We start from the raw sequence: 16952 nt of genomic DNA, 5'->3' as shown, positions 1-16952 counted from the left end.
ATATGGTAGAAAAGAGAGCATTACGGTTATCGGGGTTGGAACCTTTAATTATCACTCCAGAAAGCAATTTTGTAAATGTTGGGGAACGCACCAATGTAGCAGGGTCCAAAAAATTCCTAAGGCTAATCAAGGAGGAGAAATTTGAAGAAGCCCTGGAAATCGCTCGAGAACAAGTAGAGAACGGAGCCCAGATTATCGATATCAATATGGATGATGGCCTTATTGAGGGTAAAGAGACTATGGTTAAATTTCTAAATTTAATTGTCGCTGAGCCTGATATAGCGCGGGTACCTATAATGATTGATAGCTCAAAATGGGAAATCATAGAGGCTGGTTTGCAGGTAGTACAGGGAAAATGTGTAGTTAATTCCATCAGCTTAAAAGAAGGAGAGGCGGAATTTCTAGAACATGCACAAAAAATAAAGCGTTATGGAGCAGCGGTAATTGTTATGGCTTTTGATGAAGTGGGGCAGGCAGATAATTATGAACGACGAATTGAAATTTCAAAACGTTCTTACGACATCCTGGTAAATAAAGTGAAATTCCCTCCTGAAGACATCATTTTCGATCTAAATATTTTTCCGGTAGGTACGGGAATGGATGAGCATAAAAGAAATGCGGTAGATTATATTGAGGCCACCCGGTGGGTAAAAGAGCATTTACCCCATGTTAGTTTGAGTGGGGGTGTAAGCAATGTTTCATTTTCCTTCCGTGGGAATAACCCGGTGCGGGAGGCGATGCACTCTGTATTTCTTTACCACGCCATCAAGGCCGGTATGAACATGGGAATTGTAAATCCTTCTTTATTGGAGGTATATGATGAAATTCCAAAAGATCTGCTCGAGCATGTGGAAGACGTGATCTTGGACCGTAGAGAGGATGCTACCGAACGTCTACTTAATTTTGCAGAAAATGTGGTGAGTTCTAAAAGAGAGAGTAAAATCGACCTTTCCTGGAGAGATAATCCACTTCAGGAGCGGATTACTCACGCCCTGGTAAAGGGAATTGACGGGTATATTCTTGATGATATTGAAGAGGCCAGACAACAAGCCAATCAGCCAATTGAAGTGATTGAAGGTCATTTGATGATTGGAATGAACGTGGTGGGCGATCTATTCGGAAGCGGCAAAATGTTTCTTCCTCAAGTGGTAAAGTCAGCCAGGGTGATGAAAAAAGCGGTAGCTTATCTTCTTCCCTATATTGAAGCTGATAAAACTTCCAAGCGCCAGTCTGCCGGGAAAATTCTTATGGCAACTGTCAAAGGAGATGTTCACGATATAGGAAAGAACATCGTTAGCGTGGTGTTAGGCTGTAATAATTATGAAATAATAGACCTTGGGGTGATGGTTCCTCCAGAGAAGATCATCGAAACCGCAAAAGCAGAAAATGTGGATGTGATAGGGCTTAGCGGCCTTATTACTCCGTCCCTTGATGAGATGGTATTCCTTGCAAAAGAAATGCAGCGTCAGGATTTTAAAGTGCCATTATTAATAGGTGGAGCAACTACCTCGAAGGCGCATACCGCTGTGAAAATCGACCCTCAATATGAAAATGCCGTGGCGCATGTCAATGATGCATCCCGTGCAGTTACTGTGGTAGGAGACTTGCTTAAGGAAAGTACTAAGCAAAAGTACATGCAGGAACTCAAATCCGAATATGATAAATTTAGAAAAAATTTCAAAAAACGGAGCAAGGTAAAATCCTTTCTCAAGCTTGAAGAGGCCAGGCAAAATAAATTCCAGGTTGACTGGGCATCAGTTCAGATCAAGGAGCCTGAAGAATTAGGGGTGAAGGTTATAGAGGATTTTAACCTTAGGAAACTGGAACCCTTTATTGACTGGAGTCCATTTTTCAGAAGCTGGGATCTTCACGGTAAATACCCCGGCATTTTGAATGATGCCAAGGTTGGGGAGCAAGCAAGGTCGCTTTTTTCTGATGCCAGAAAACTCCTGGATCGTATTCTGGATGAAAGATTGCTGACGGCCAAGGCGGTATTTGGGGTATTTTCTGCCAATTCTGTAAACGATGATGATATTGAAATCCGTTACAAAGAAGGCCAAGAGGAAAAAAATATGATTTTCAGGACGCTTCGTCAGCAATTGAAAAAACACGGTGAGCAGCCTAATTTTGCACTTGCCGATTTTATTGCCCCGAAGGAAACTGGCCTACAGGATTATATGGGCTGTTTTTGTGTTAGCACGGGTTTTGGAACCCAGGAGATGGCCGCAAAATTTGAAGAGGATCATGATGATTATAATTCGATCATGATTAAAGCGCTTGCCGATAGATTGGCCGAGGCATTTGCGGAATATTTACATCAAAAAGTGAGAACGGAATTTTGGGCTTACTCCCCGGAAGAAAACCTTAGCAATGAAGAACTGATAAAGGAAAACTACAAAGGTATCCGACCGGCACCGGGTTACCCTGCTTGTCCGGACCATCTGGAAAAACTGAGTATCTGGAAGGTTTTAAGGGTAGAAGAAAGGATTGGGGTTAAGCTCACTGAAAGTCTTGCCATGTGGCCAGCAGCCAGTGTTAGTGGGTACTATTTTGCTAATCCAGAAGCCCGGTATTTTGGCCTTGGAAAAATAAAGGAAGATCAAGTTAAGGATTACGCTGAACGCAAAAATATTACATTAAGAAAGGCAGAAAAATGGTTAAATCCGATTATTGCGGAATAAAATTATTTAGCCGTTTTACCCCGAAATCATTTTAAGTTATAAAAGTTTTTAGAGAGTATTTTATGAAAATTACCGAACATGTAGAAGCCGCAAAAGGAAGAACTTTATTTTCCTTTGAAATTTTACCACCATTGAAAGGTCAGAATATCCAGTCAATCTATAATGGAATTGATCCTTTGATGGAATTTAAACCACCATTTATAGACGTGACCTATCACCGGGAAGAATATGTCTTTAATGACCAGGGCAATGGGCTTTTACAAAAGAAGATAGTGCGAAAAAGACCGGGGACGGTAGGGATTTGCGCTGCTATTCAGAGCAAATACGCTGTTGATGCGGTGCCCCATATCCTTTGCGGTGGTTTTAACAAAGAAGATACCGAGAACTTTTTAATTGACCTTGATTTCCTTGGGATTCAAAATGTAATGGCCTTAAGAGGAGATGCAGTGAAGAGTGAAACCTATTTCACCCCAGAGAAAGAAGGGAACCATTTTGCCAGAGACCTGGTAGAGCAAATTGGAGATATGAATAAGGGGAAATACCTTGATAAGGTCATTGAGAAAGGTCATAATACCAATTTTTGTGTTGGGGTTGCTGGCTATCCTGAGAAACATATGGAGGCTCCAAGCCTGGATAAGGATATACAACGCCTCAAGGAAAAAGTGGAGGCAGGCGCAGAGTACGTGGTAACCCAGATGTTTTTTGACAACCAGAAATATTTCGAATTCGTGGAAAAATGTCGAATACACGGGATTACGATTCCCATTATTCCCGGTTTAAAACCTATTGCTACTAAGCGCCAACTCAGTGTTATCCCTCATCGGTTTCATGTAGATATGCCTGAGGACTTAATTCGTGAAGTTGAAAAGTGTAAGGACAATAAAGAAGTTAGAGAAGTTGGAGTTGAGTGGGGGATCTATCAGAGTAAGGAACTGATTGCAGCAGGGGTACCTGTTTTGCATTATTACTCGATGGGGAAAAGCACAAATATTCAGAAAATAGCCCAGGCAGTTTTTTAAAATATTGCCATACATTTGCGGGTAATGAAGAAATTGACTGCCCTTATCTTTTTTTTTACAGGTTTAAGTCTGGTAGCTCAGGAGACTAAGAGGAATTATTATTCTTTCGATGCCAGCTATTTTATCGGAACTATCCTCGAGCACAATACCGATATTGCGCATTTGATCACAGATCATCCTGAAGCCGTAATCCTGGGGTTTAATAAAAAGAGTTTTGGGTTTAAGGACTGGGAAAAAAGATATAATTATCCTGATGTTGGAGTTTCCTTTACTTACCAGGATATGAAGGAAACCGCATTGGGAGAAAATTATGGGTTATACGCTCATATGAACTTTTATCTGTTAAAAAGGAATTTGATGTTTAGGATTGGCCAGGGACTTGCTTATTCAGCCAATCCCTACCATGCTGATAAGAACTTTAGAAATAATGCTTATGGTTCGCGAATCCTCAGTACAACCTACCTCATGGCTAATTTAAAAAAAGAAAATATTGTTGAAGGATTAGGTTTTCAGGCAGGACTCGCTGTTATCCATTATTCCAATGCCGATTTTAAATCTCCCAATACCAGTACAAACACCATGGGACTCAATTTGGGATTAAATTATGTTTTTGACCATCAAAACCTACCCGATTATATACCAAAAAAATCATCAGAGAAATATACCGAACCCCTCCATTTTAATTTTGTACTTCGTGGTGGTGTCAATACGATGGGAGTAATTGGATCTAAGCAATACCCCTTCCTCACCTTCTCAACATATGCGGATAAGGTGCTCAATCCTAAAAGCACACTCCAGGCCGGGGCAGAATTGTTTCTCTCGAAAGCAATGGCTGAGCGAATAAGGTATCAATCAATCGCCTTTCCATCTGGAGATACAACAGGAGAGGAAGATTCCAAACGAGTGGGAGGTTTTGTAGGGCATCAATTGGTATTCGATAAATTGTCGGTAATTACACACTTAGGATATTACTTCTATTATCCTTATGAGCATTATGTAGGACGGCTTTATAACAGAATAGGACTTCAGCGGGTCCTCAATGAAAAGTTATGGGCTTCAGTAACCGTTCGTTCGCACTGGGCCAATGCAGAGGCAGTGGAACTTTCAATCGGATACAGGTTATGAAAAAACACTTCCTAGTTTGCTTGTTTTTCCTGGTCCTTTTCAGTTGTGATTCTGAAGATGCTCCAGATTGTATTCAGGCTACTGGGAAAATCATTTCCCATGAATTTGAAGTGGCGGATTTTGAAGAAATCAATGTCTTTGATGATGTTAGGCTTTTTATCAAGCAGGGAAGTGAACATAGGGTAATGGTGGAGACCGGAAACAATCTTTTCGGAGGTGTTACCACCGAGGTGAAAGATAACCGGCTTCTTATAAGAAATGAAAATCAATGTAATTTTATCAGGGATTACGGAACCGTTAGCGTTACTGTTACTACGCCCACCTTGACTTGGTTGCAAAACAGCAGTCATCAACCCATTGAAAGTATAGGAATCTTAAAATTTCAAAATATTTGGCTACGCTCGCTTAATCAGGAAAGAGATCCCGAAGTATATACAAATGGTGATTTTATTTTGGAGCTCGAGGTAAAGAGCCTTCGGATCACTAATGATAATGTATCAAATTATTTCCTCTCCGGAAGAGCAGATAATATGGACCTGTTTTTTGCTGCAGGTGACGGTAGGTTAGAGGCAGAAAACCTGGTAACCGGGCATATAGATCTGATGCACCGAGGTACCAATAAACTTATAGTAAACCCCATGGAATCGATAAAGGGAGATATTTTTGGATTTGGGGACGTGATTGCTAAAAACAAGCCGCCAGAGGTACAGGTAAAAGAACATTATACCGGAAGACTTATTTTTGAGTGAGTTCAGCAAATAAACTTTCTAAATTCTTTGTCTTTTGGTTAAGTTGAAGGGTTTTTAGACCATTATCATGAGCGAAATCAAAGACAGTGGGTCGCATATCTTTTTGGGTATCGAAGCTAAGCTCCCAAGCAAATCCACCGATGTTTTTGGAAGAGACCAAATATGGGATTTTCTGGATGGCTATGGGTTCAACCAAATAATCAAATTCGACATGTATTACTTGCTCCTTCTCTTCACGCATTTCGTTAAGCTTTTTATCGGCAACGATTTTTCCTTTATTAATAATAATTACCCTGTCGCATACTGCTTCAACTTCCTGCATAATATGGGTGGAAAGAAAAACCGTTTTGTTCCTCCCGATATTTTGAATAAGACTGCGAATTTCTACCAACTGGTTCGGATCCAGACCGGTGGTGGGTTCGTCAAGGATTAAAACATCTGGCTCGTGAAGTAGCGCAGTTGCAAGCCCTACCCGCTGTCTGTAACCTTTCGAAAGTTGTTCTATTTTTTTATTTGCCTCCTGTTTGAGGCCTGTGAGTTCTATTACTTCTTCAATACGTTTTTTATCGATGTGATAAACCTTTGCATTGAATTTTAAATATTCTCGAACGTACATTTCTGTATAAAGAGGATTATCCTCAGGTAGATAGCCAATGTTTTGCTGGATTCGGGACAGGTTTTCCTCTAATGAAATTCCTTTGATTGAAGCTTTTCCTTCAGAGGCGGGAAGATATCCAGTGAGGATTTTCATAAGCGTGGACTTCCCGGCTCCATTTGGTCCCAAAAAACCAACGATCTCACCTTCTTTTACCGAAAATGAAACGCAGTCAAGAGCTTTATGTTTCCCATAATATTTGGAAATCCCTTCTACCGAAATAGACATAGTAAATCTTTTTTCAAAAATAAGTAATTATAATCGAAATCCTTCTCAATTAAAGGGGAGGAGTGAATTGCATTATTCGGAATTTCAAAGTACGGGAATCAACCTATTTTTATAAATTCAAAATAAACCAAATAAAAATTCTGCAACCCCATAAAAATCATAAGAATTTTGATAAAAATGTTTTGCATTTTGAATTTATATTCTACTTTAGCCCCATAAGAAAGAAACAATGATCAACTTAATGCGCTGGAACACATTCTTTTATTTTTATTTCTATTTCAGAAATGAGAACGGGAATGGTATGTAATTAAGTCACGAAATTATATAGAAAAGTCCCGATAGAAATCGGGACTTTTTTTTATGCAAAATTTGAATGGAAGAAAAAATAGCAATTCAGGGGATTCAGGGATCATTCCATCATTTGGTGGCCCAACAATATTACAGAGAAGATGTGCCGGTGCTGGAATGTATGTCTTTTGCTGAACTTACAAAAAGTCTGGTTCTCGGTGAGGCATCAGAAGGAGTGATGGCTATAGAGAATAGCATTGCTGGATCTATACTGCCTAATTATGCCCTTATTGATGAGAATAGATTACAAGTGGTAGGGGAACATTATATCCCCATTGATATGAATTTAATGGTACTTCCTGGCCAAAAACTGGAGGATATTAAAAAGGTGTATTCCCATCCTATGGCACTTTTGCAGTGTAAGGAATTCTTTAAGCAATACCCGCATATAAAATTGATTGAGGATGCCGATACAGCAGAAGTAGCAAAGAGAATTTCAGAAAAGGGATCCCATAAGGTTGCCGCTGTAGCTAGCAAAGCAGCGGCAAAATTATTTGGCTTGGAAATTCTTGCCGAAAGCATACATACAAAGAAAAGCAATGCCACCCGATTTTTAATTCTTAGTACAAAAACCAAAGAGCCCAATGGTGAAAAGATAGATAAGGCTTCACTGAAATTTGAATTAGAAAGTAAACGAGGGAGCCTGGTATCTGTATTGAATATTCTGAGAGATTTCAACCTTGATATGACAAAAATACAAAGCATGCCAATTATCGAAAGTCCCTGGAAGTATTCTTTTTTTATCGATGTTACTTTTGAAAATTATAACGAATTTCTAAAAGCCGTAACCATTCTGGAAGTGATGACTGAACAATTAACATTATTAGGAACCTATAAAAATACCTTGATATGATAGCGCAGGCTAACCGATTGAATCACGTAAAAGAGTACTACTTCTCTTCCAAATTAAAAGAGGTACGTGCCATGCAGGAATCGGGACGAGATATTATAAATCTTGGAATTGGTAGTCCTGACCTACCTCCACCTCATGAGGTGATCACTGCTCTTAATGGTGCAATGGTAAATGCGGCGGCACACCAATATCAACCCTATAAAGGCACGGCAGATTTCAGAAAGGCTATTGCAGAATTCTATGCGAATAAATATAAAGTGGTACTTGATCAGGAAACCGAGATTCTTCCTTTAATGGGAAGTAAAGAGGGTATAACCCATATTTCCATGGCATTTTTGAATGAAGGAGATCAGGTACTTATCCCGGATCCGGGATATCCAACCTATACTTCAGTGACCAAATTAGTGGGAGCAAAAGCCGTTTATTATCGGCTTAGCGAAGAAAAGCAATGGCTTCCGGATCTTAAGGAGTTGGCCAGAAAAGATCTTAGTAAGGTAAAACTAATGTGGGTTAATTATCCTCACATGCCTACCGGGGCCTCTGCTACCGATGAAGTATTTAAGGATCTTGTGGATTTCGGTAAAAAGCATGATATCTTAATTGTAAATGATAACCCATATAGTTTTATACTGAACAAGGAACCCAAAAGTATACTGCAAACTGAAAGTGCAAAAGAAGTTGTTCTGGAACTTAATTCCCTGAGCAAATCTTTTAATATGGCGGGATGGCGAATTGGGATGCTTTGCGGAAGTGAACAGCACCTCAATACAGTGTTAAAAGTAAAAACCAATATGGATAGTGGAATGTTTTATCCTCTACAGGCCGGTGCGGCTGCTGCCTTACGCCTCAACGGGAATTGGTTTGGTGAGCAGAATGAAATTTATCAAAGTCGAAAAGAAAAAGTCCTGAAACTTGCAGAAATTTTGAAATGCGAACCATCAAAGGATCAAAAAGGGATGTTTATTTGGGCCAGGATCCCCCAGGGAACAACATCTGAGGCTTTTGTTGAGCTTCTGTTAGAGAAGTACAATATTTTTATTGCACCAGGATTTATTTTCGGAGCAAGGGGGGAAGGTTATGTGAGGTTCTCCTTATGTGCTTCTGGTGATAAAATTGAAAGTGCTATTAAACGGGTCAAGCAATGAAAGTACAAATTATTGGAGTAGGACTCATAGGTGGTTCGTTTGCCCTGGATATTAAATCTACTTTTTCTGAGACTGAAATATATGGCTGTGATTCCAGTAAGGAACATTTGACAAGGGCGAAGACTCTTGGGTTCATAGATCATAAGGTCGGACTGGAACATGTAAAACAGGTAGATGTCGTCATTTTAGCGGTTCCTGTAGATGTGGCCCCTGGGGTACTAAAACAGGTTCTTGACCTTGTAAATGAAGATACCCTGGTATTTGATGCAGGTTCTACAAAAGAAGGGATTTGTGACTCAGTGACAAATCATCCTCGGAGAAGAAATTTTTTGGCCTCTCATCCTATAGCAGGCACCGAATTTTCTGGTCCTTCAGCGGCAATTTCTGGTTTGTACAGAGATAAAACCAATATTATATGTGAGGTGGAAAAAACAGCTTTCAAATTGCAGGAAAGGGCTTTGGAAATCTTTCAAAGGTTAGGGATGCGCATCCGGTATATGGATCCTAAATCCCATGATAAACATATAGCTTATGTTTCACATCTTTCACACATTAGTTCGTTTATGTTAGGAAAAACGGTTCTGGAAAAAGAAAAGAACGAACGCGATATTTTTGATCTTGCTGGAAGTGGTTTTGCTTCCACTGTAAGGCTGGCTAAAAGTTCACCTGAAATGTGGACACCTATTTTCCAACAAAACAAGGTTAATGTGTTGGAGACTTTAAAGGAATATATCACTAACCTAAATCACTTCAAGGACCTTATAGAAAAGGACGATTTTAAAGGAGTGTACCAGGAGATGCAACGTACAAATCATATAAAATCAATTTTAAACGGAATAAACTAATACTCAAAGATTAGAAATTATGGAAAACAAAAAAGAAATGAGAAAGTGGCTGGAAGATTTTGGTTTAGATCATCCGCTGGTGATTGCCGGGCCTTGTAGTGCCGAAACCGAAGAACAGGTACTGAAAATAGCACATCAGTTAAAGGATACTGATGCTACAGTACTACGTGCTGGAATATGGAAACCGCGAACCAGACCAGGAAATTTTGAAGGTGTTGGTTCTCTTGGCCTAAAATGGTTGAAGAAAGCCAAAGAAGAAACAGGGATGTTAACCACTACCGAAGTTGCTAATCCTGCCCACGTTGATCTGGCCTTGGAGTATGATGTGGATATTCTTTGGATCGGCGCCCGAACCACAGTATCACCCTTTATTGTACAGGAAATTGCTGAAGCCTTAAAGGGTACCGATAAAACAGTTTTGGTAAAAAATCCCGTGAATCCCGATCTTTCTCTTTGGTTAGGGGCGGTGGAAAGATTTTATACTGCTGACATTAAAAACCTTGGGGTTATTCATCGCGGCTTTTCAGCCTACGAAAAAACAAAATACAGAAACAACCCGGAATGGCAAATCGCCATCGAACTTCAGAATAAATTTCCAGATTTACCATTAATTTTAGATCCCTCACATATCGCAGGAAGAAGGGATATTATTTTTGATCTTTGTCAAACTGCTCTGGATCTAAATTATGATGGCCTTATGGTGGAAACGCATCATACCCCGGACGATGCCTGGAGTGATGCTGCACAACAAATTACTCCTGCAAATTTAGTACAGATTATGAAAGATTTGAAGATCAGGAAAGAGATATCCGAAAGTGAGGAGTTTCAGAACAAACTCAATAATCTTAGAGCTCAAATTGATGTTGCAGATAACCAACTGATTGAACTGCTTTCAAGAAGAATGAAAATCTCAGATGAAATCGGAAAGGTAAAAAAGGCCCAGAATGTATCCGTTTTGCAAACAAAAAGGTGGAACGAGATTCTAGGAAATATGGTATTAGAAGGTGAACAGCACGGCTTAAGCGAGGAATTTATTCTTAGGTTATTCAAGGCAGTACATCAGGAATCTATCAATCATCAGGAGAAGATTATGAAAGCCTAGATATCTTTTTTGTTTTCCTAAAAAGACTTTTACAGGATTCATCAAAGTCTGAATCCTGTAAAAGTTTCATTTTTATTTGGTATAAGCCAGACGTCTTGAGGCTTTTCTCATCAATTTATTTATCAAAGCATCGGTAGTACTTCCGAGACTACCGGCAACCCGCTTATTGTAGTTCCAAAGCAGCTCGCCATCCACGGAGTTATTTACACTCATATTAACGGTAGCCGAGTTGGTGGATCCCCAGAAGCCTACCAGTAGGCCGAGGGCGATTGAGGCGCCTTCAGACATCGGTTTATCCGTTTCAAAGGTTCCTGAAATTACGGCATCGACACCTAGAATTTCGGCGAGTTCTTCCGGAGTGTGACGAGATGGATTTGTAATATTGTTATCCTGAAGAATTACCCTGGTGCGTTTGGGATCTTGAACATTAAGACTAAGTTTACCGCGTTTTTGACGGGTTAAAAACCAGGTGTACATTGAGTTTTGAATTGCCAGACCTTCATCTTCTGCCATTTCCTGAAGTTGTTCAGCCGTGATCTCTTTCATTTGTTTTGGCCTTAATTTTACACTAGCCTCAAAGGGAAGAATTGCCAGAATTTTATGATTCTTGGCAATCTCCTCAAACTGGGGATGTTCATATAACCGGGTTTGGGCGTTGGCAGAAAAAGCAAAAAAGCATAATATGCCTAAAATAAATAATTTAAAAGTAAATTTGTTCATAATTAAATAGTATTGATTTCTGAGAGTCAAATATATGTTAAAATTTAACATAACTTTTAAAAAATTTTAAAAACTGATTGATACATCCATGAAAGGAATCGTATATAAATCTACCGGGAGCTGGTATTTGGTTAAAGGAGAGGACGGCAAATATTATAACTGTCGAATTAAGGGTAAATTCAGAATAAAAGGAATTAAAAGCACTAATCCTGTTGCGGTAGGGGACATAGTAATTTTTAACATTGAAGAAAAGGCAGAAGAGGTAATCGGAGTAATAGAGAAGATTGAAACTCGTGAAAATTATATTATCAGAAAGTCTGTTAACCTCTCTAAACAAACCCATATTATTGCTGCTAACATAGATCAGGTATTCTTGTTGGTCACTTTGAACAACCCTCCTACCTTAACCACTTTTATAGATCGTTTTTTGGTTACTGCTGAAGCCTATAGAATAAAAGCAGTCTTGCTTTTTAATAAAATAGACACCTACACTGAAGATGAATTATTAGAAATTAAATACCTGGCAGCCCTCTATCGCAAAGTAGGTTATGAATGTATTGGGATTTCAGCAAAAACTGGGAAAAGTGTAGATAAAGTAAAAGAATTGATGTTGGAGAAGACCAGTATGTTCTCAGGCCATAGTGGAACCGGTAAATCTACCCTAATAAATGCTTTGGAGCCTGGGCTTAATTTAAAGACCTCTGAAATCTCCGGACAACATAGGCAAGGCCAACATACCACAACTTTTGCAGAAATGTTTGATTTAAGTTTTGGAGCAAGAATAATTGATACCCCTGGGATTAAAGGTTTTGGTGTAGTCGATATTGAGCGGGAAGAACTTGGAAATTATTTCCCGGAGTTTTTTAGAATTAAGCATAATTGTAAGTTTCATAATTGTATGCATCTCGAGGAACCGCAATGTGCTGTTAAGGAAGCCCTGGAGAATGGGGAGATAGCCTGGAGCCGATATAAAAGTTATTTGCAAATTCTCAAAGGAGAGGAAGATAATTATCGAACTGATATTTATAAAAAAGAATGAGAGTAGTACTTCAGAGAGTATCCAAGGCCTCGGTAAGAATAAATCACGAAATTAATGCAGTCATTAATAACGGATTATTAATCCTACTTGGAATTGAGAATACCGATACCGGTGAAGATATTAAATGGCTTTGTAATAAGATCGTGAAAATGCGCATATTCAATGATAATGAGGGGGTTATGAATGATTCGCTAATTGATGTTGGTGGAGACGCAATTGTGGTAAGTCAATTTACTCTTCATGCAAGTACAAAGAAAGGAAACAGGCCAAGTTATCTACAGGCCGCCAAACCAGAGGTAGCTATTCCACTTTATGAAAAATTTGTTGAGACCCTGGAAGAAAAATTAGGAAAGCCAGTTGGCACAGGAGAATTTGGTGCTGATATGAAAGTGGAGCTCATTAATGATGGTCCTGTTACTATTTTGATGGATTCTAAAAACAAAAGTTAAAATATGTTAAAATTTTTATTATCTTGCACAGGATAAGCAATATCCCTTTCTGAAATGTGCAAGATATTTATAGCCTTGCAGCTATTTTTATATGGTTTTTTAGTTCCCCTTCAGGCTCAAAATTTCTCAGCCAATACTTTTAAAATTGATCTTCTCGAAGATGCCAATGCTATCTTAAGGGAAGAAGTCATCGAAATCAATATTCTTTCGGTGGATCAAATGAGGGTAAAGACCCGCCGAAAGGTTACCGTACTGAATGAAAATGGGAACCATCATGTTAAGGCTTACACTTTTTACAAGGAAAATATTAAGATCATTGAGCAGCAAGCCCGTATCTACAACTCATCTGGTGAGGAGATCAAGGTATTTAAAAAACGACATTTTGACGATCGAAGCTACCTTAGCAGTAGTGAAATGTATGGGGATTCTCGTATAAGTTACATGAACTATACGCCTACTGCATACCCATATACCGTAATTTTCGAAGAGGAATACGAGACTAACTCTACGGTTTTCCGTACCTCCTGGATCCCATTGGATGCTTATCATTTAAGTGTAGAGAAAGCTAGATATATCTTGAATAATCCTAAGGGCATTCCCTTTAGATTCGAAGAAAGGAATATGGAAGAGCTTGAGGTTGAAAGGGTGGCTACCACTACCGGGTTGGAATATAGCATCAGTAATGTTCCTGCATTTACAATAGAAAGTCAAAGTCCTCATTTAAGCGAGATTCAGCCGCGTTTAATGGTGGCCCTTGATAAGTTCTCTCTTGTAGGAGTTCCTGGTTCTGGTAGTACCTGGAAAGATTTCGGTAAATGGCAATATGAAAAATTACTGGAACACGATGCTCAAATCCCGAAGACGACATTAGAAACGATTAAAAAGCTAACTGCCAAGGCGAAAAATGACCGAGAAAAGGCAAAAATTATATATCAGTATGTGCAGGACAATACACGCTACATAAGTGTGCAATTGGGGATTGGAGGATGGATCCCTATGTCTGCCGCAAGTGTTGATGAGCTAGGTTATGGCGATTGTAAGGCACTTACCAATTATACTAAGGTTCTATTAGAAACCCAGAATATACCTTCCTATTATACGGTGATATATGGCGGGGATCGAAAAAATATGGATCCGGAATTTCCATCTATGCAGGGGAATCACGTGATTTTAAACATTCCTCAAGAAGACCAAGATATCTGGTTGGAATGCACAAGTCAGAGTATTCCCTTTGATTTTCTGGGTAGATTTACAGACGATCGTTACGCACTAAAACTAACACCGGAAGGCGGGGAGTTAGTTAAAACCCCGGCCTACGAGACCCATAAAAACCTTACTCTGACCGAGGCGGAGATTCGCCTGGACGAGGAGGTTTTTACCGCTGAAATCATTCGTGAAAAAAGCGGAATTGCCTATGATAAAATTTACGAAATCCAAAATGTTAAAGAAAAGAATCAAAAGAAATATTATAAGTCTCAATGGGGGTATTTGGGAGATTTTGAAATTCAGAATCTTTCTTTTCGTAATGATCGGGATTCAATTAAATTTCAGGAAAGATTAAAAATCGAAGGAAAGAATTTTTCTGGAAAGGCAGGGAACCGGTTGCTATTACCAGTCAATTTTTTACGCCCCGCACTAATTAACCTTCCCCGGGATGAGGCCAGGAAGACACCTATTGAAATTGTCCGCGGGAAAAGTTATGTTGATAGGTATAGATATTTTTTTCCTAAGACCTTTAAAATTGAATCTATTCCTGATAAGATCGAACTTGAGAATGAATTTGGAAGTTTATTGATTCACACCAATTTGAGAGAAGATGAAGAAGGTCCTGTCCTGGAAGTAGAAAGAAGGCTGATTATAAACAAGGGGCTTTGGAAAGCAGAAGATTATGAAGCCTATTATAAATTCTTGAACAAGATTAAATCTTATAATAACCAAAAAGCCGTGATAATCACCCCGGGCTAAAATCCTATCTATGAAAAATTCAGTTCTTATTACTTTACTCCTTTTGCTTAGCATTTCGGTAAAAGCTCAAAATTATAAATTTGGAAAGGTCCTCAAAGAAGAGGTAGCTCAAAGCGAGCACCCTGAATATAAAGAAGCTAATGCAGCGGTGCTTTTCAAGAAGCAGGAAGTGTATTATGAATTAAATAAACAAACCGGACTAACCCTTATAACCCGTATACATGAACGTATCAAAATTTATAATAAAGAGGGTTTCGATTGGGCAAATAAGGAAATAGAAGTCTATAAAAATTCCTCTACAGCAGAGAAGGTGACCTCTGTAAAAGCTTCCACCTATAATCTTGTGAATGGGAAAATTCAGGAAGAGAAGTTAAGGAGGAAAGATATTTTTGAAGAGGAAACTTCCAAATATCGTCTCACTACTAAATTCACTATGCCAGCAGTAACTGAAGGAAGTGTTCTAGAATGGGAGTATACAATTCGCTCGCCCTTTGTTACCTCTATAGATGAAGTGCCGCTTCAGGAGGTGATACCTATCGATAAGTTAGAAGTCAGTTTGAAGATTCCTGAATTCTTTGGTTTTAAGGTTCATTACAATCCCAGGTCCGCTCTAATTTTTCCAATAGACCAAAGTCAGGAGATTTTCAATTATAACTATACTCAATCAAGTCGGCGTTTAGAAGGAATGGGAAAAACTTCAACTAAATTTGAAAGAAAAAGAGTAGAGTATTTACTGAATCACTATAGCCTCGACCAAAATGGAATACCTCCTTTAAAAAACGAAAATTATATAGATTACCTTAAAAATTATGCTGCATATTTAAGGTTAGAGTTGCAATATACCAAGTATCCGGATTCTCCAATAGAAAATTATTCCCAATCCTGGGATGGAGTGGCAAAGAGTATTTTCAATGATTCCGGTCTTGAAAAGGAAATAGGAATCCACAACTATTATAAAGAGGCTCTTGATAAGCTTCTTAATGGGAAAAAACAGGAGGATAAAATAAACCTTATTTACAATTTTGTACGTGATAAGGTAAAGTGGAATAATTACGTTGGATTTCGTGCTGAAAATGGAACGCGTAAAGCCTACAAGGAAGGGCTGGGGAATACAGGCGATATTAATCTTTTATTGATTAGTATGCTTAGGTATGCTGGGTTTAAAGTCAATCCGGTATTGGTCAGTACCCGCTCCCATGGTATTCCTTTATACCCTACTCGGGAAGGCTTTAATTATGTAGTTGCGGGGCTGGAATTGCCCAATGGGGTAGTTTTAATGGATGCTACCGATCCCAATGCCGGGATAGGGGAGCTGCCCAAAAGAGCAAGGAATTGGCAAGGTAGGCTAATAAGAGAAGACGGTAGCTCTGGTTGGTTAGCTCTTTTACCCCAGATCAAAGCTGTTAATATGACGCGTTTAGACATACAGGTGCGGGAAGATTTCAGTATTTATGGACGTGTTTTGGATTCTTATTACGGTTTACACGCAAAGGCTTTCCGAGACAAACATGGTAAGAGCAATCCTGATAATTATATAGAAATATTAGAAAAAGATAAAGGTAATATTGTAATTTCGAATCTAAAGATTCATAATAGGGAAGGTAAAGGTGAAAAACTACAGCAATCTTATGAATTTAACCTGGAGAACGGTTTAGAAGTTATTAATGATAATATATATTTAAAACCATTGATCTTTGCTGGAATGACTGAGAACCCTTTTAAGGAAGATGAAAGGGCCTACCCGGTAATCTTCGATTTTCCCAGTTTGAAGAAGAATACCGTTACCCTTATGATTCCCGATGGTTATGAAATAAGCTCAATTCCAGAAGATTTTAAAAGTACTTTAGGTGAAGGTGCAGGACAATTTATTTTTAAAACTACCATTGATGGTGGTTTTTTAAGGATAGAAACTATAATGGATTTGAATAATATTGTGTATACTTCTGACGATTATGAAATCTTGAAAGAATTTTTCGCACAGATGGTAGAAAAACAGACTGAAGCTATAGTGCTAACAAAAGTATAGGAA

Annotated in this window: 14 protein-coding genes; 12 read left to right on the top strand and 2 right to left on the bottom strand. The window is 38.8% G+C overall.

Features of this window, described 5'->3' with window-relative positions; all coding sequences use genetic code 11:
- Window positions 1-2 precede the first annotated feature (2 nt).
- The 4 genes from metH to ACW6NC_RS06010 all read left to right on the top strand — a co-directional run bounded on the left by metH (window position 3) and on the right by ACW6NC_RS06010 (window position 5574).
- Window positions 3-2681 (top strand): methionine synthase, encoded by a 2679-nt coding sequence (gene metH, locus ACW6NC_RS06025; protein WP_457864370.1) that lies wholly within the window; start codon window positions 3-5, stop codon window positions 2679-2681.
- Window positions 2682-2743: 62 nt separating this feature from the next.
- Window positions 2744-3700: a methylenetetrahydrofolate reductase [NAD(P)H] gene (gene metF, locus ACW6NC_RS06020; RefSeq protein ID WP_457864368.1), complete on the top strand. Its 957-nt coding sequence runs from the start codon at window positions 2744-2746 to the stop codon at window positions 3698-3700.
- Window positions 3701-3724: 24 nt separating this feature from the next.
- Window positions 3725-4825, top strand: coding sequence for an acyloxyacyl hydrolase (locus tag ACW6NC_RS06015; RefSeq protein WP_457864367.1), 1101 nt, complete (start codon window positions 3725-3727; stop codon window positions 4823-4825).
- Window positions 4822-5574: a head GIN domain-containing protein gene (locus tag ACW6NC_RS06010; protein WP_457864366.1), complete on the top strand. Its 753-nt coding sequence runs from the start codon at window positions 4822-4824 to the stop codon at window positions 5572-5574. The genes ACW6NC_RS06015 and ACW6NC_RS06010 overlap by 4 nt, the downstream gene beginning before the upstream one ends.
- On the opposite strand, the gene gldA is transcribed toward ACW6NC_RS06010, so the two are convergent.
- Window positions 5561-6457, bottom strand: a complete 897-nt coding sequence (gene gldA, locus ACW6NC_RS06005; RefSeq protein WP_457864365.1) for a gliding motility-associated ABC transporter ATP-binding subunit GldA — start codon at window positions 6455-6457, stop codon at window positions 5561-5563. The genes ACW6NC_RS06010 and gldA overlap by 14 nt on opposite strands.
- A gap of 373 nt (window positions 6458-6830) precedes the next feature.
- On the opposite strand from gldA, the gene ACW6NC_RS06000 reads away from it, so the two are divergent.
- The 4 genes from ACW6NC_RS06000 to ACW6NC_RS05985 are packed head-to-tail and all read left to right on the top strand — an operon-like array spanning window position 6831 to window position 10750.
- A complete protein-coding gene (locus ACW6NC_RS06000; protein ID WP_457864364.1) occupies window positions 6831-7658 on the top strand; it encodes a prephenate dehydratase in 828 nt (275 codons plus the stop codon).
- On the top strand, window positions 7655-8803 hold the full coding sequence (locus tag ACW6NC_RS05995; protein ID WP_457864362.1) for a pyridoxal phosphate-dependent aminotransferase: 1149 nt from the start codon (window positions 7655-7657) through the stop codon (window positions 8801-8803). Before ACW6NC_RS06000 ends, ACW6NC_RS05995 begins: the two co-directional genes overlap by 4 nt.
- Entirely contained in the window at window positions 8800-9648 is an 849-nt protein-coding gene (locus ACW6NC_RS05990; RefSeq protein WP_457864361.1) for a prephenate dehydrogenase, read from the top strand. The genes ACW6NC_RS05995 and ACW6NC_RS05990 overlap by 4 nt, the downstream gene beginning before the upstream one ends.
- A gap of 19 nt (window positions 9649-9667) precedes the next feature.
- A complete protein-coding gene (locus ACW6NC_RS05985) occupies window positions 9668-10750 on the top strand; it encodes a chorismate mutase (protein WP_457864360.1) in 1083 nt (360 codons plus the stop codon).
- A gap of 72 nt (window positions 10751-10822) precedes the next feature.
- Here ACW6NC_RS05985 and ACW6NC_RS05980 read toward each other — a convergent pair whose 3' ends face one another.
- Window positions 10823-11470: a hypothetical protein gene (locus ACW6NC_RS05980; protein ID WP_457864358.1), complete on the bottom strand. Its 648-nt coding sequence runs from the start codon at window positions 11468-11470 to the stop codon at window positions 10823-10825.
- 88 nt (window positions 11471-11558) lie between these two features.
- Between ACW6NC_RS05980 and rsgA the strand changes: the two genes are divergently transcribed.
- Genes rsgA through ACW6NC_RS05960 form a run of 4 tightly spaced genes read left to right on the top strand, consistent with a single transcriptional unit; the run spans window position 11559 to window position 16949 of the window.
- Window positions 11559-12509: a ribosome small subunit-dependent GTPase A gene (gene rsgA, locus ACW6NC_RS05975; RefSeq protein ID WP_457864357.1), complete on the top strand. Its 951-nt coding sequence runs from the start codon at window positions 11559-11561 to the stop codon at window positions 12507-12509.
- Complete coding sequence (gene dtd, locus ACW6NC_RS05970; protein WP_457864356.1) at window positions 12506-12958, top strand: D-aminoacyl-tRNA deacylase; 453 nt, start codon at window positions 12506-12508, stop codon at window positions 12956-12958. The genes rsgA and dtd overlap by 4 nt, the downstream gene beginning before the upstream one ends.
- Window positions 12959-13012: 54 nt before the next feature.
- Window positions 13013-14923: a DUF3857 domain-containing protein gene (locus tag ACW6NC_RS05965; RefSeq protein ID WP_457864354.1), complete on the top strand. Its 1911-nt coding sequence runs from the start codon at window positions 13013-13015 to the stop codon at window positions 14921-14923.
- Between the two features lie 10 nt (window positions 14924-14933).
- Window positions 14934-16949 carry a DUF3857 domain-containing protein gene (locus ACW6NC_RS05960; protein WP_457864353.1) on the top strand — a complete coding sequence of 672 codons (2016 nt, stop codon included), beginning with the start codon at window positions 14934-14936 and terminating at the stop codon, window positions 16947-16949.
- Window positions 16950-16952 lie beyond the last annotated feature (3 nt).

It is taken from the genome of Salegentibacter profundi (genome assembly GCF_054121475.1).
Note: the sequence above shows the minus strand (reverse complement) of the source record. Positions and strands in the feature narration are given on the sequence as shown.

Coding starts and splice junctions, on each gene's coding strand:
- metH (WP_457864370.1), top strand. CDS start 3: ATGGTAGAAAAGAGAGCATTACGGTTATCGGGGTTGGAACCTTTAATT.
- metF (WP_457864368.1), top strand. CDS start 2,744: ATGAAAATTACCGAACATGTAGAAGCCGCAAAAGGAAGAACTTTATTT.
- ACW6NC_RS06015 (WP_457864367.1), top strand. CDS start 3,725: ATGAAGAAATTGACTGCCCTTATCTTTTTTTTTACAGGTTTAAGTCTG.
- ACW6NC_RS06010 (WP_457864366.1), top strand. CDS start 4,822: ATGAAAAAACACTTCCTAGTTTGCTTGTTTTTCCTGGTCCTTTTCAGT.
- gldA (WP_457864365.1), bottom strand. CDS start 6,457: ATGTCTATTTCGGTAGAAGGGATTTCCAAATATTATGGGAAACATAAA.
- ACW6NC_RS06000 (WP_457864364.1), top strand. CDS start 6,831: ATGGAAGAAAAAATAGCAATTCAGGGGATTCAGGGATCATTCCATCAT.
- ACW6NC_RS05995 (WP_457864362.1), top strand. CDS start 7,655: ATGATAGCGCAGGCTAACCGATTGAATCACGTAAAAGAGTACTACTTC.
- ACW6NC_RS05990 (WP_457864361.1), top strand. CDS start 8,800: ATGAAAGTACAAATTATTGGAGTAGGACTCATAGGTGGTTCGTTTGCC.
- ACW6NC_RS05985 (WP_457864360.1), top strand. CDS start 9,668: ATGGAAAACAAAAAAGAAATGAGAAAGTGGCTGGAAGATTTTGGTTTA.
- ACW6NC_RS05980 (WP_457864358.1), bottom strand. CDS start 11,470: ATGAACAAATTTACTTTTAAATTATTTATTTTAGGCATATTATGCTTT.
- rsgA (WP_457864357.1), top strand. CDS start 11,559: ATGAAAGGAATCGTATATAAATCTACCGGGAGCTGGTATTTGGTTAAA.
- dtd (WP_457864356.1), top strand. CDS start 12,506: ATGAGAGTAGTACTTCAGAGAGTATCCAAGGCCTCGGTAAGAATAAAT.
- ACW6NC_RS05965 (WP_457864354.1), top strand. CDS start 13,013: ATGTGCAAGATATTTATAGCCTTGCAGCTATTTTTATATGGTTTTTTA.
- ACW6NC_RS05960 (WP_457864353.1), top strand. CDS start 14,934: ATGAAAAATTCAGTTCTTATTACTTTACTCCTTTTGCTTAGCATTTCG.